The 15,505-nt window shown below is 32.2% G+C and carries 11 protein-coding genes; 9 read left to right on the plus strand and 2 right to left on the minus strand.

What is annotated here, in order from left to right:
• The first annotated feature begins 99 nt into the window (after window positions 1-99).
• The 8 genes from R6X41_RS07420 (at window position 100) to bshA (ending at window position 10,795) form a co-directional block, all read left to right on the plus strand.
• On the plus strand, window positions 100-1,215 hold the full coding sequence (locus R6X41_RS07420) for an N-acetylmuramoyl-L-alanine amidase family protein (RefSeq protein ID WP_318498893.1): 1,116 nt from the start codon (window positions 100-102) through the stop codon (window positions 1,213-1,215).
• 53 nt (window positions 1,216-1,268) lie between these two features.
• Window positions 1,269-2,258, plus strand: coding sequence for an MlaD family protein (locus R6X41_RS07425; RefSeq protein WP_318498895.1), 990 nt, complete (start codon window positions 1,269-1,271; stop codon window positions 2,256-2,258).
• Between the two features lie 3 nt (window positions 2,259-2,261).
• Window positions 2,262-3,572: a (Fe-S)-binding protein gene (locus R6X41_RS07430; protein ID WP_318498897.1), complete on the plus strand. Its 1,311-nt coding sequence runs from the start codon at window positions 2,262-2,264 to the stop codon at window positions 3,570-3,572.
• Window positions 3,573-3,620: 48 nt separating this feature from the next.
• A complete protein-coding gene (locus tag R6X41_RS07435) occupies window positions 3,621-4,412 on the plus strand; it encodes a (Fe-S)-binding protein (protein WP_318498899.1) in 792 nt (263 codons plus the stop codon).
• Window positions 4,413-4,598: 186 nt separating this feature from the next.
• Window positions 4,599-5,084, plus strand: coding sequence for an ABC transporter ATPase (locus tag R6X41_RS07440; protein WP_318498900.1), 486 nt, complete (start codon window positions 4,599-4,601; stop codon window positions 5,082-5,084).
• A 143-nt stretch (window positions 5,085-5,227) separates the two neighbouring features.
• Complete coding sequence (gene serB / locus R6X41_RS07445) at window positions 5,228-6,451, plus strand: phosphoserine phosphatase SerB (protein WP_318498902.1); 1,224 nt, start codon at window positions 5,228-5,230, stop codon at window positions 6,449-6,451.
• 275 nt (window positions 6,452-6,726) lie between these two features.
• Window positions 6,727-9,648 carry a serine hydrolase domain-containing protein gene (locus R6X41_RS07450; RefSeq protein WP_318498904.1) on the plus strand — a complete coding sequence of 974 codons (2,922 nt, stop codon included), beginning with the start codon at window positions 6,727-6,729 and terminating at the stop codon, window positions 9,646-9,648.
• Window position 9,649: 1 nt separating this feature from the next.
• Window positions 9,650-10,795 (plus strand): N-acetyl-alpha-D-glucosaminyl L-malate synthase BshA, encoded by a 1,146-nt coding sequence (bshA, locus tag R6X41_RS07455; protein WP_318498907.1) that lies wholly within the window; start codon window positions 9,650-9,652, stop codon window positions 10,793-10,795.
• Window positions 10,796-10,914: 119 nt separating this feature from the next.
• Here bshA and R6X41_RS07460 read toward each other — a convergent pair whose 3' ends face one another.
• Entirely contained in the window at window positions 10,915-11,388 is a 474-nt protein-coding gene (locus R6X41_RS07460; protein WP_318498909.1) for a hypothetical protein, read from the minus strand.
• 138 nt (window positions 11,389-11,526) lie between these two features.
• Here R6X41_RS07460 and R6X41_RS07465 point away from each other — a divergent pair, with 138 nt between their 5' ends.
• Complete coding sequence (locus R6X41_RS07465) at window positions 11,527-14,457, plus strand: FAD-binding and (Fe-S)-binding domain-containing protein (protein ID WP_318498911.1); 2,931 nt, start codon at window positions 11,527-11,529, stop codon at window positions 14,455-14,457.
• On the opposite strand, the gene R6X41_RS07470 is transcribed toward R6X41_RS07465, so the two are convergent.
• Window positions 14,449-15,312: a UDP-2,3-diacylglucosamine diphosphatase gene (locus R6X41_RS07470; RefSeq protein ID WP_318498912.1), complete on the minus strand. Its 864-nt coding sequence runs from the start codon at window positions 15,310-15,312 to the stop codon at window positions 14,449-14,451. The two genes, R6X41_RS07465 and R6X41_RS07470, sit on opposite strands and share 9 nt — an antisense overlap.
• Window positions 15,313-15,505: the final 193 nt, after the last annotated feature.

Below are 15,505 nucleotides of genomic sequence, written 5' to 3' on the forward strand. Positions count from 1 at the left end.
TAGTGTTTTAAAGTCCCAAAATTACATATATTTTTTTGTGATTGATTAATATTCACTTAAATTTAATAATAAACAGATGCCTTAAGTGTTATACTCTATATGAAAACGAAATCTATATTATTTTTCTTATCCTTTATATCAATAATTTTACTCACATCATTCACTAGTGATAAACCTCTCATTTCTAGTAAATTTGTAGTGGTTTTAGATGCTGGACATGGTGGTCATGATCCTGGAAAACCAACAAAATATGGGTTTACAGAAAAAGAAGTTGCTCTAAAAATTGTTTTACAAGTAGGAGCAGAGTTGGAAAAGAACCCCGACATTAAAGTAATATACACAAGAAAAACCGATGTTTTTGTAACTTTAAGAGGTCGTGCTAAAATTGCAAATGAAGCAGATGCCGATTTATTTGTGTCTATTCATTGTAATGCTCACAATACTCAGGCTTCAGGAACAGAAACTTATGTTGTTGGAGTAGCGAATACAAAACGAAATTTTGATGTTGCAAAACTAGAAAACGAAGTAATCCTTCTAGAGGACGACTACGAAACACATTACGACGGGTTTAATCCTAATGCTCCTGAGTCTTTAATCGGGTTAACTTTAATGCAGGAAGATTATATAGATTATAGTATTTTACTTGCAGGAATGATAGAAAGCAATTTTGCGAATAAACTAAAACGTAAAAGTAGAGGTGTTAAACAAGCAAGTTTATGGGTTATGCATAATACATATATGCCAAGTGTACTTATTGAAACAGGTTTTATAACTAATAATGAAGAAGGTCATTATTTAAACTCAAAAAAAGGGCAACACGAAATTTCTACAGCTATTGAAGATGCAATATTAGAATACAAAACATCTTTAGATTTAAATGTTGGTGAAAATATTGGTACGCCAAGAAAGCAACAAATTGGTTTAGAAAAGAAAACAATTGAAACATATAGCGATGTCGAATTTAAAGTTCAGATTGCTGCCGGTGCTAAGAAATTAGAAACAAAACCTTTTAATTTTAGCGGTTTAAGTCCCATATCTAGAGATCAAGTAGGTAATCTTTACAAATATTATTACGGAAGTTCGTCAGATTATTCTGAAATAAAATCGATGTTAACACAGGCTAAATCAAAAGGATTCAATACAAGTTTTATCGTTGCATTTAACAACGGAGAGCAAGTACTTTTGGAGGATGTGCTAAAAACTACATCAAATTAGGTGTATTATAATTTAATTATTTCTAATTTTGTTCATAAACTAAAATCAATACTTTGAAGATATCAAAAGAAGTCAAAACTGCTATCCTTGTTATAGTTGGAATTATATTTTTAATATTCGGAATTAATTTTTTGAATGGTGTAAATTTATTCTCGTCTTCGCGAACATTTTATGTGGTTTACGATAATGTTGAAGGTTTAACCCCATCTACACCTGTTACCATTAGTGGTTTACGAGTAGGAAATGTTAAAGAAATAACACTACAAGAGGATGCAAAACTATTGGTTACTCTTTTTATAGATAACGAATATCCATTTTCTAAAAACAGTAAAGCCGAATTATACGATACAAGTTTAATTGGCGGTAAAGCAATATCAATTGTACCTGCTTTAGATAATGCAGAACTTGCAAAAGATAAAGATTACTTAACAGCTTCTAAAAAATCTGGCTTAACAGATTTACTTGGTGAGAAACTTGCACCTTTACAGGAAAAGATAGAATCTTTAACTAACAATGCAGATTCGTTGCTTCTAAACGTAAATAGTATTTTCGATGAAGAGACAAGAACAAATCTTAAAAATGCCATTACATCTTTGGATCAAACAATATTGTCTTTCAAAACAACATCTAATAGTCTAAACGGTATTATTAAAACTAATGAAGATAACATAAATACAACCTTATCTAATTTTAGTAATGCCTCTGCAAATATTTCTAAACTTTCAGATTCTTTGGCAGCGACCAATATTTCTGGTGTTGTAAATAATTTCGAACAAACGCTAGGAACCTTTAATGGTATTTTGGCTGATGTAAATAATGGACAAGGGTCCTTAGGTAAATTAATGACTGACGATAAATTATATACTAATTTAGAAGGAGCAACGCTACAGTTAGAACAATTGCTTCAGGACATGAAATTAAATCCAAAGCGTTATATTCATTTTTCTGTATTCGGAAAAAAACCAAATGATTTTGATGTCGAAGAAAATCAAGCTAGTGATAACGGTATAGATGTAGACGTTAAGGCACCAACAACTAACTAATATATGAGCATAATTCCTAACATATTATTTGCGATACTATTAATTGCAGGAATAGGTTTCTTCGCAATAAATGTAAAGAAATTAGTCCGAAACATTAAACTTGGTCGAGATGTCGATGTAAGCGATAATACATCTAAACGTTGGAAAAACATGGCTATGATTGCTTTAGGGCAAAGTAAAATGGTACGCCGACCAATAGCTGGTTTTTTACACGTTATTGTATATGTAGGATTTGTAATAATAAATATTGAAGTCTTAGAAATTATTATTGATGGTCTTTTCGGTACGCACCGAATATTTTCTACAATGGGGAGTTTTTACGGCGTATTAATTGGATCTTTCGAGGTTTTAGCGCTATTAGTTTTTGTTGCAGTAACCATATTCTGGATACGTAGAAACATTATTAAACTGAAACGTTTCTGGAAATCGGAAATGAAAGGTTGGCCAAAAAGTGATGGAAATATCATTTTGTATTTCGAAATGATATTAATGACTTTATTTTTAGTCATGAATGCAACCGACATTCATTTTCAAGCTATGAATAGCGGAAATGTTATCAGTCAGTTTATAGCACCTCTATTCAGTAATCTTTCAGAAGGCACATTGCACATTGTTGAAAGAGGAGCGTGGTGGCTTCATATCACTGGTATTCTAATTTTCTTGAATTATTTATACTTTTCTAAACATTTACATATCCTGTTAGCTTTTCCAAACACTTATTATGGGAAAGTAAAACCTAAAGGACAACTAGACAATCTTGAAGCCGTAACAAAAGAAGTTATGATGATGATGGATCCTGATGCCGATCCATTTGCTGCACCTGCAGAAGATGAATCCGGAGAAGAAGAAGTTGTAAAGTTTGGAGCTAGCGATGTTCAAGATTTAAATTGGGTACAATTATTAAACGCTTACACCTGTACCGAATGCGGACGTTGTACTAGCGAATGCCCAGCAAATCAAACAGGAAAAAAACTGTCTCCTCGTAAAATTATGATGGATACAAGAGATCGTTTAGAAGAAGTTGGTAAAAATATAGATGCCAATAATGGTGTCTTTAACGACGACGGAAAACAATTATTAGGCGATTATATTACTAACGAAGAACTTTGGGCTTGTACATCTTGTAATGCATGTGTAGAAGCGTGTCCGGTTAGTATAGACCCGTTATCGATAATTATAGATATGAGACGTTATTTAGTAATGGAACAGTCTGCTGCTCCTATAGAATTAAATAACATGATGACAAACATAGAAAATAATGGTGCACCTTGGCCTTACAACCAGATGGATCGTTTAAATTGGAAAGACGAATAGGTTTTAATATGCTTAAAATTTATAAATACAATAAATCAAAATAGAGAAATGAGCGAAATACTTAAAGTGCCTACCATGGCAGAATATACGGCTCAAGGAAAGCAACCTGATGTTTTATTTTGGGTTGGATGTGCCGGAAGTTTTGATGATAGAGCAAAAAAAATAACCAAAGCATTTGTAAAATTATTAAACAAAGCGAATGTCGATTTTGCAGTTTTAGGTACAGAAGAAAGTTGTACCGGAGACCCAGCGAAACGTGCAGGAAACGAGTTTTTATTCCAAATGCAAGCGGTTACTAATATCGAAGTTTTAAATGCTTACGAAGTCAAAAAAATCGTAACAGCATGTCCGCACTGCTTTAATACCATCAAAAATGAATATCCTGAATTAGGTGGTAATTACGAAGTTATGCATCACACTCAGTTTTTAAAATCTTTATTAGATGAAGGTAAATTAACGATTGAAGGCGGACAATATAAAGGTAAGCGTATTACATTTCATGATCCATGTTATTTAGGGCGTGCAAACAATGTGTACGAAGCACCTCGCGATTTAATTCGGAAGTTAGAAGCTGAATTAGTCGAAATGAAAAACTGTAAAAGCAAAGGACTTTGTTGTGGTGCTGGTGGAGCTCAAATGTTTAAAGAAGCCGAAAAAGGCGATAAAGAAGTAAACGTAGAGCGTACAGAGCAAGCGATAGAAGTTAAGCCAGATATTATTGCTGCGGGTTGTCCGTTTTGTAATACAATGATGACTGACGGTGTTAAAGCTAAAAACAAAGAGACAGAAGTTGAAGTAATGGATATCGCAGAACTTATAGCAAACGCTCAAGATTTATAAATTTTAAAGGACTAACGCATATGGTAGATTTAATATTAGCACTTATCCAAACCCTAATATCTGTTTTTTTTTAACACCATAAAGTCGAGTAAAATAATTATTAGTACGTTTTAGAGGTCTTAAATTGAAATAGATTTTAGAAAATTCAAAAAACTGAATCCGGATTAAAAATATAGAATTAAAAAGATGTTAGTAGATTTTAATACATTACCAGAAACCTCAAAAGTTTGGATTTATCAAGCCAATCGTTCTTTTTCAGATCAAGAATTAGAAGAAATAAAATCTAAACTTGAAGTCTTTTTAGAAAACTGGACTGCTCACGGTGCAGATTTAAATGCAGGTTTCGATATTAAGTATAAGCGTTTTATTGTGCTTGGTTTAAATCAAGAAGTTAATAATGCTACAGGATGTTCGGTAGATGCTTCAGTGCATTTTATTCAACAATTAGAAAAAGAATACAATGTAGATTTATTAGATAAAATGAATGTGTCTTATAAACAAGGTGAGTTTGTTGCTTATAAAAACTTAACCGAATTCAGAAAAATGGCTAAAGATAAAGCAGTTTCTAAAAACACTATTGTCTTTAATAATTTAGTAAATACAGTTGCCGAATACAAGGAAAACTGGGAAGTTCCTGCAAGTGAAAGCTGGCATAATAGATTTATTAAATAATTAATATTTAATAAAAGTTTAAGAATCAGTTTTAGCTATTCCATGAATTTTATTCACAAAACAAAAGCTATCAATCTTTATAATAGGTCTATTATACCAAATAGATCTTTAATTTTTTCAACCTAAAATCCAAATACGATATTATGAGTAATGAGATTTTCTTATTAAACATTTCGGGACAAGATAAGCCTGGATTAACATCTAGTTTAACAGATGTTTTAGCACAATATGGTGCTAAAGTTCTAGATATTGGCCAAGCAAACATACACGATACACTATCTTTAGGTATTTTGTTTGAAATAAAATCGAAGAAAAAATCGGCAGCAGTTTTAAAAGATTTATTATTTAAAGCTTACGAACTCGGTATCACTGCTAAGTTCACACCTATTACTCTTGATGATTACGAGAAATGGGTAACGCTGCAAGGTAAAGACCGATATATTATAACACTTTTAGGTGAAAAATTATCGGCTAAACAAATCTCTGAAGTCACTAAAGTTATTTCTGAAAAGAACTTAAACATCGATGCGATTAAACGTCTTACTGGTCGTTTATCTTTAGTTAAAGATGAAGAATATCCTAGGGCGTCTATTCAATTATCAATTAGAGGTCATATCGAAAATAAATCTGAATTTACAGAAAGGTTCATGCAAATTTCACGGGATTTAAATGTGGATATCGCTTTTCAAGAAGACAATATTTATAGAAGAAACAGACGTTTAGTTTGTTTTGATATGGACTCTACTTTAATTCAAACAGAAGTTATTGACGAACTTGCAGAATTGGCAGGAGTTGGAGCAGAAGTAAAAGCGATTACTGAGTCTGCAATGCAAGGTGAAATCGATTTTAATGAGAGTTTTGAGAAACGCATGAAACTTTTAAAAGGATTAAGCGAAGATGTGCTTCAGCAAGTGGCTGTTAATTTACCAATTACAAAAGGTGCCAGAAGACTTATTGATACTTTAAAAAAATACGGATTTAAAACCGCCATTTTATCTGGTGGATTTACTTATTTTGGACATTATTTACAAAAAGAATTAGGTATTGATTATGTGTATGCAAATCAACTAGAAATTAAAGATGGACTGCTTACCGGTGGTTATCTTGGAGAAATTGTAGACGGGAATAAAAAAGCAGAGTATCTTAAAGATATCGCAAAAAGAGAAGGTATAGATATTAGTCAAACTATTGCCATTGGAGATGGTGCCAACGATTTACCAATGCTTAACCTTGCCGGTCTAGGCATTGCTTTTCATGCAAAACCTAAAGTAAAAGACAATGCACAAAGTTCTATTTCTAGTATTGGCTTAGATGGTGTTTTATATTTATTAGGCTATCACGATAGATATATCGATTTAATAGAATAACTCAAATTAGAAGAATAATATAAAGAGGCTTCATTCAATTTTTATTGAGTGAAGTTTTTTTTTAAAGCAGTCATTCTTAACGTATTTTAGTAATACTTATAGAGCATTGACTACTATTTAACACATCGCTTTTTTATCTCATATTTATTGGATTTATCACTGTTAATTAATTCTTTATAAATCTATCACAAAGTCTTTTTAACTTCATTTTAAATATGGTATTTTGGCTACTTATTTATCGTAAATAATGTATTTACAATCAAATTGAATTTTTCATGCGCAACATTTTATATATTTTATTTATTCTTTTTAGTATAAACCTTTCTTTTAGTCAAAATTCTACAAATCCTTTAGTTACAAAAGATGCTATAGCTCAACAAAAATGGGTGGATAGTGTGTATACTAAATTGACACTTCAAGAACGAATTGGCCAATTATTTATGGTTCGAGCCATGACTTCTGCAAACACAAGAGATCAAAGTAGTATTGAAAATCTGATTAAAAATAATCACATCGGAGGTATTATTTATTCGAAAGGAGGACCTGTTAAGTTGGCAAAACTAAATAATACGTATCAAGGTTTATCTAAAGTGCCCATGTTAATTGGTATGGATGCAGAATGGGGATTGAGTATGCGACTAGATTCTACATATGCATTTCCTTGGAATATGACTTTAGGAGCCATACAAAACAAGGAATTAGTCGAACAAGTTGGAAAACATATTGGTGAGCATTGTAAACGTATAGGGATTCATTTTAATTTTGGTCCAGACGTAGACATTAATACAAATCCTAAAAATCCTATTATTGGAAATCGTTCTTTTGGTGAAGACCGAGACGAAGTTACAGATCATGCTATAGCGTTTATGAAAGGTTTGCAAAGTGCTGGAGTTATGGCTACAGGAAAGCATTTTCCAGGACACGGAGATACAGAAACCGATTCGCATAAAGCCCTTCCAACCATAACGTTTTCAGAAAAACGTATAGATTCCATTGAGCTTTATCCGTATAAAAAAATGATTAAAAATGGTTTAGAAAGCATTATGGTAGCACATTTAAATGTGCCTAGTTTAGAAGCTAGACCAGATTTTCCATCGTCTTTATCTAAAGCAATAATTACCGATTTATTAATAGATAAAATGGGTTTTGAAGGCTTAATTTTTACCGATGCTTTAGAAATGAAAGGCGTTGCAAATTTTAGTAGTCCAGGAGATATTGATTTGGCTGCATTTTTAGCAGGAAACGACATTTTACTAATTTCTGAAGATGTGCCAAAAGCTATGGTGAAAATTACTGAAGCTTATAATTCTAACATCATTACAGAGGATCGTTTAGCATACTCTGTAAAGAAAATATTAATGTCTAAATACAAAGTAGGTTTAAATCATTACAAACCAATAAACACGACTAATTTGGTTGCAGATTTAAACCGTTTGGAAGATGATATTTTAAATGAGGAATTATTCGAAAATGCGATTACAGTCGTAAAAAATGAAAATGACATTTTACCAATTCGCGATTTAGATAAAAAAACAATTGCCTATATAAAATTTGGTGATGATACTGGGACACCGTTTTATGAGGAATTAAAAAAATACACTAAAGTCCACGAGATTAAATCGGACACGTACGATTATATCAAAAACAGATTAGATAACTATAATACCATTATAATTGGTTTACATCGCTCGAATGCAAATCCTTGGAAGAGTTACGATTTTACTACAGAAGAAGTTCAACTTTTAGACAGTATAGCGCAAACACATAATGTAATTTTAGATGTATTTGTTAAACCATACGCATTGTTAGATTTACCATCAATTGAAAATATTGAAGGTATTATAGTAAGTTATCAAAATAGTGATGTCGCTCAAGAAAAGTCGGCTCAAATTATTTTTGGAGCTCTAGAGGCTAAAGGTAAACTTCCCGTTTCTGTTGGAAATGGATTGCTTGTTGGAGATGGTGTTAATACCAGTTCAATTTCTCGTTTAGGATATACAATTCCGGAACGGGTAGGTGTCGATTCGAAAAAATTACACAGAATCGATGCAATTGCACAACGTGCAGTAGACGAACATATGACTCCCGGATTGCAACTTTTGGTCGCAAGAAAGGGAAAGGTAATTTACAATCAGAATTTCGGAAAACATACATATGAAAAAGATGCGGAACCTGTAAAATTTAATGATATCTACGATATTGCATCACTAACCAAAATAGTTGCGAGCTTACCTTTGTTAATGGAAATTGTAGAGCAGGATGATGAAATTACAATAAATTCTACACTTTCAAAATTAATGCCCGAATATATAGGTTCAAATAAAGCGGACATAAGTCTTAAACAAATGTTATCGCATTATGCACGATTAAAACCTTGGATTCCTTTTTATGTTGCAACGCTTGACACTGCTAAAATGCCGAGTTCTAAATATTATAGCAATGCGCCAAGCGAGCTTTTCAATATTAAAATAGCGAATAATATATATTTAAAACGCGATTATCCAGACTCGATTCAGAAAATTATTAAAGAAACAGACTTGCTTCCCAAACTAAGTTATCGCTATAGTGATTTACCTTATTACATTTTAAAGAAATTTATCGAAACTTATTACGACAGAACATTAGATGTATTAGTTCAAACTCATTTTTATGAATCCTTAGGAATGAATTTATCAACTTATAATCCGTATTTAAAGTTTCCAATGAAAGATATAATACCAACAGAAAACGATACTTATTATAGGCATCAGGTAGTGCAAGGTTACGTTCACGATATGGGAGCTGCCATGCAAAATGGAGTAGGTGGGCATGCAGGTGTTTTTAGTAATGCCAACGATATCGCTAAAATTATGCAAATGTATTTGCAAAAAGGATTTTATGGTGATAAACGTTATCTAAAACCAGAAACTATAGATATGTTTAATACATGTTATTATGCAGACAAAGGTAATAGACGCGGATTAGGATTCGATAAACCTCAATTCGGGAAAAGCGGACCAACATGTGGTTGCCTTTCTATGAAAAGTTTTGGGCATTCCGGATTTACAGGAACATATACTTGGGCAGATCCAGATGAAGATATCGTTTATGTGTTTTTAGCAAACAGAACCTATCCTTCTGCAGAAATAAACATGTTATTACGAGAAAATATTAGAACAGATATTCAAGAACTTATTTACGAAGCAATTATAAATTAAGATGCGAATAGGAATTAATTGTTATCCAACATTTGGAGGAAGTGGCGTAGTTGCTACAGAATTGGGTTTAGAGTTAGCGAAACGCGGCCACGAAATTCATTTTATTACTTATAATCAGCCAGTGCGGTTAGATTTATTAAGTAACAAAGTGCATTTTCACGAAGTTAATGTACCAGAATACCCTTTATTTCATTATCAGCCTTATGAACTGGCTTTATCTAGTAAAATGGTAGATATGGTTAAGCTTCACAAACTTGATTTATTACATGTGCATTATGCCATTCCTCATGCCTATGCGGCATATATGGCTAAGAAAATGTTGCAGGAAGAAGGTATAAATATTCCTATAGTAACGACACTTCACGGTACCGATATCACTTTGGTAGGAAGTCATCCTGTTTATAAACCTGCGGTTAGTTTTAGTATAAATAAATCGGATGCTGTTACAGCGGTTTCCGAAAGTTTAAGAGAAGATACTTTTAGATTATTTGATATTAAGAAGGATATTCACGTTATCACTAATTTTATTGATATTGAAAAATATAAACATTCATATACAGATTGCCAACGCGGAATGATGGCTCCTGATAATGAAAAGATCATTACTCACATTAGTAATCTAAGACCGGTAAAACGCATCTTAGATGTAATTAAAATTTTCTACAACATCCAAAAGGAAATACCTGCAAAATTAATGTTAATTGGTGAAGGTCCAGATAAAGAAAAAGCAGAAAATTTATGTCAGAAATTAGGCATTCTTGATAAAGTGGTATTTTTTGGAAGAAGTAACGAGATTGATAAAATTTTATGTTTTAGTGATTTGTTCTTATTGCCATCGGAAACAGAAAGTTTTGGACTTGCTGCTTTAGAAGCAATGGCATCCGGTGTTCCTGTAATTTCTAGTAATACAGGAGGAATTCCAGAAGTTAATATTCACGGTATTACCGGTTTTTTAAGCGATGTTGGAGATATTGAAGAAATGAGCCAAAATGCAATTCATATTTTAAGTGACGAGGATAGATTAAAGCAATTTAAGCAAAATGCAAAAGAGCGTTCTTATATATTCGATTTGCATAAAATAGTACCACAATATGAAAAATTATACGAAGATACATTACGTAAAAGTTTAGAAGAAAATATAGTTTAATCGGGAAGAATTCCTCGATGATAGTCGGTTTGAAAAAAAATATTTATTCGAAACTATAAAAAAAAACGCTTCAGATTATTTTAAATCTGAAGCGTTTTTTCATTTCACAAAAGCGGATTTTAAAATTTATATCTAAAACCAAATCCAAAATCATATGCATCGTAGTCGTTAGATCCATAGGCAGGTCTAAAATCTAAAGATATAACTAAAGGAATATTAAAATTGTATTCTATACCCACATCACCAGCAATAAATACAAAAACATCATTATCGCCACTCTGTTGGTCTGTTTGCTTATAATCGCGGCTACCAAAACCTCCACCTGCACCAACAAACCAATTTAATTTGTTTATTATAGGCCAAACCCATTGGTATAATCCAGTTAATTGGTAACTATCGTAACTATCACCTGTCCGCCATCCTAAATCGGCTTCTAATCGTTGTTTAGTGCCTAATGCACGCTGATAAGAGATTTCGAATCCAATACCATCATTGTTTCCTAAACGAATACCTAAGGCGTTTTTAGTTGTTTCTTGTGATTGAACTGTTAATCCAATAAAAATAAAAGTCAGTGCTAAAAATAATTTGTTCATAAAAAGTAATTTCAATTCAAGCTATAAATTTAATAGTTCAGAAATTAACTTAATGGTAATTAATCATTTATTTGTTAGTTTTATTACATTGCTTACTTTTAAAACTGCTAAACATACTTAGTAAATAATCTTCTTGTTATGACCACAATTGCCCTTTCTATTTTGGACGAATTAAAAACATCTTTAGAAGGCGAGTTGTATTACGACGCTTTAATGAAATCCATTTATGCCACAGATGCATCGGTTTATAGAAGATTACCATTAGCTGTTGCGTATCCAAAACATAAAACAGATTTAAAAGTTTTAATTGCTTTTGCAAACACCAATTCGATTACATTAATTCCAAGAACAGCAGGAACGTCTTTAGCTGGACAGTGTGTTGGTGATGGTATTGTTGTAGATGTTTCTAAATATTTCACAAACATTATTTCAATAAATAAAGAAGCGAGAACAGTTACGCTTCAGCCTGGGATTGTAAAGGATTTTTTAAATCTTCAATTAAAACCCTATGGATTGTTTTTCTCTCCAGACACATCAACGTCTAATCGTTGTATGATTGGTGGAATGGTTGGGAACAACTCTTCAGGAACAACATCTATTCAATATGGCGTAACTAGAGATAAAGTTTTACAATTAAAAACCATTTTAAGTAATGGAACGGATGCTGTCTTTGGAAATTTAACTATGGATGAATTTCATAAGAAAATGACTTTATCCAATCTGGAAGGCAAAATATATAAAACGATCTACAACGAGTTAAAATCTGAAGCGGTTAGAAGTCATATTTATAAAGAGTTTCCAAAGCCAGAAATACATCGTAGAAACACAGGATATGCTTTAGATAAATTGATGGATGCTTCTGTTTTTGAAGAATCAGACAAGCCCTTTAATATGTGTAATCTATTATCTGGAAGCGAAGGCACATTGGCTTTTACTACAGAGATTACATTGCATTTAGATGTTTTACCACCCACAGAACGTGTTATGGTCGCTGCACATTTTAAAACAATTGAAGACTCATTAATAGCGACAACAACATGTATGCAGCATAATTTGTACTTGTGCGAAATGATGGATAAAACAATATTAGATTGTACTAAAAATAATTTAAAACAACAAGAAAATAGACAATTTGTAGTTGGCGATCCTGAAGCCATTTTAATGTGTGAGCTAAAAAGTAACGATAAAACAGCTGTTAAACGTCAAGCTACAGCTCTTGTAAATGATTTAAATATTGAAGGTTTAAGTTATGCAAATGTGATCCTTTTTGATGATGATATTGATAAAGCCATTGAATTACGAAAGGCAGGTCTTGGACTTTTAGGAAATATAATTGGCGATAAAAAATCGGCGGCATGTATAGAAGATACAGCAGTTGCTCTTCCTGATTTCGCGAATTATATAAATGAATTCACAGCACTAATGAAAGGCTATAATCAGAAGGCGATTTACTACGCACATGCTGGAGCTGGCGAATTACATTTACGTCCGATTTTAAATCTTAAACTGAGTGAAGATGTTGTTTTATTTCGAAAAATCACTACGGATGTTGCGCATTTAGTTAAGAAATACCGAGGTTCCATGTCTGGTGAACATGGTGATGGAATTGTACGTGCTGAATTTATTCCGTTAATGATTGGTGAGGATAATTACCAAATTGTAAAGCGTATTAAATCGGTTTTCGATCCTAATAACATATTTAATGCAGGTAAAATAGTTGATGCTTTTCCTATGGATGAAGCGCTGCGCTATGTTCCAGACCGTAAAGAACCTGAAATAAAAACGTTAATGGATTTTTCGGCTTCTGAGGGTATTCTTAGACAAGCTGAAAAGTGTAATGGGAGTGGAGATTGCAGAAAACCACCAGAATTAGGCGGAACCATGTGCCCGAGTTATCGTGCAACTAGAAACGAAAAGGATGTAACACGAGCAAGAGCGAATGCCTTACGCGAATTTTTAACGCATACAGAAGCTGGTAAAAACCCGTTTAATCATGAAGAACTAAAAGACATTCTAGATTTATGTTTAAGCTGTAAAGCATGCTTAAATGAATGCCCGAGTACAGTGGATATTGCGAGTATGAAATCAGAGTTTTTATACCAATATCAGAAGGAAAACGGATTTAGTTTACGCTCTAAATTATTTGCATATAATAACAAAGTGAACGAATTAACTACTCATGTTTCGGGTATTACAAATTTCTTTTTCAAAACGAAATTCACATCCGATTTAATGAAGAAAACATTTGGTATCGCCGAAAAAAGAAGTATGCCTCTAGTATCTTCTAAAAGTTTAAATAAACATATTAAAAATAATGATTTTGAATTAGTTAACTATAAAAAAACAAAAACGATTCATTTCTTTGTAGATGAGTTTACAAACCTTTTAGATACTGAGATTGGTTTAGATGCTATTGCCTTATTACAAGGATTAAATTACGATTTAAAGTTTGTGAAACATGAAGAATCTGGACGCGCATTCATATCTAAAGGTTTTCTAGAACAAGCTAAAGATTGCGCTACCAAGAATGTGAATATTTATAAAAATTTAATATCTGAAGATACACCCTTGGTTGGTGTAGAACCTTCAGCAATTTTTACTTTTAAAGATGAATATATTATGTTGGCTGAGGATAAAGAAGCAGCAAAACGGATTGCAAAACATACCTTTTTAATTGAAGACTTTCTGTTTTCAGAATTAGAAAAAGGAAATATTACATCTGAGCAATTTCACACCGAAGAGAAAATAATTAAGATCCATTCACATTGTCATCAAAAAGCAATGAGCAACCAATTATCAACATTTAAAATTCTCAATCTTCCAAAAGGGTATAAAGCGACTATTATCCCAAGCGGATGTTGCGGAATGGCAGGTAGTTTTGGATACGAAAAAGAACATTATGAAGTGAGTATGAATGTTGGTGAACAAACCTTATTCCCTGCGGTTAGAAAAGCAGCTCAAGACGTGCTTATTTCAGCAAATGGGACAAGTTGTCGACATCAAATTAAGGATGGGACAAATCGGGAGGCACTCCATCCAGTAACTATTTTAAGAAGAGCTTTACTCTAATTTTTGCTTTTTAGATTTCTTCTTTCTCTTGTCAACTATCGTTATTGCAGCTATTAAATCTTGCATATCCATATCTTTTAAATCTTCGTCTACAAAAAAAGGGGAGAGTTTATCGTGGTTATAGTTATAAATTTTCCAACGCTTAAATTGATATTCTAAAGCCGTAAAGTTTTCAACCCAATCTCCAGAGTTTAAATACATGGTTTTTCCATGCTTATTCTCCTTAATAATCATCTTTGGCTGATGTATATGTCCGCAAATTACATAGTCGTAACCTTGTTCTATAGCCAAATCTGTAGCAACTGTTTCAAAATCGCTTATATATTTCACAGCACCTTTTACGCCATTTTTTATACGTTTAGAAATTGAATATTTCTCTCTTCCCATTTTCGATAAACCCCAATTTACAATTTGGTTTATTAAGATTAAAAAATCATAACCATAACCACCTAATTTAGCTAACCATTTTGCATTCTGTATAGATACATCAAAAATATCTCCATGAAAAAACCAAGCACTCTTTCCGTTTAACTCGGTTACATATTTATCTACAATCGAAAAATTTCCTATAGTAGAATCGCTAAAACGCCTAAGCATTTCGTCATGGTTTCCTGTAATGTAAATCACTTCAACACCATCTGAAGCCATGTCCATTATTTTTTTAATGACTTGCATATGCGATTTTGGGAAATAACGTTTGTTAAACTGCCAGATATCTATGATATCTCCATTTAAAATAAGCTTTTTCGGGTCTATACTATTTAAATAAGAATATAGCTCTTTGGCATGGCAACCAAATGTTCCTAAATGAACATCGGATATGACGGCGACTTCAATTTTTCGTTTAATTTTCAATAAAGTAGGACGTTAGAATGTTCGTAATAATGCAAATAACAACTACAGATGTTACTTTAACTTAAAGTCCTAATTAAGTAATAAACAGCTTTTTGTAAAATTAGTGTTATCTATGTTTTAGAATCTAATTTTGGAATTACTCACATTCTATTTTATTTTTCGTAATAATACATTTAAATTAGCAAAAAAATAC

It is taken from the genome of Formosa sejongensis (assembly GCF_033447105.1).
Taxonomy (GTDB): Bacteria; Bacteroidota; Bacteroidia; order Flavobacteriales; family Flavobacteriaceae; genus Formosa.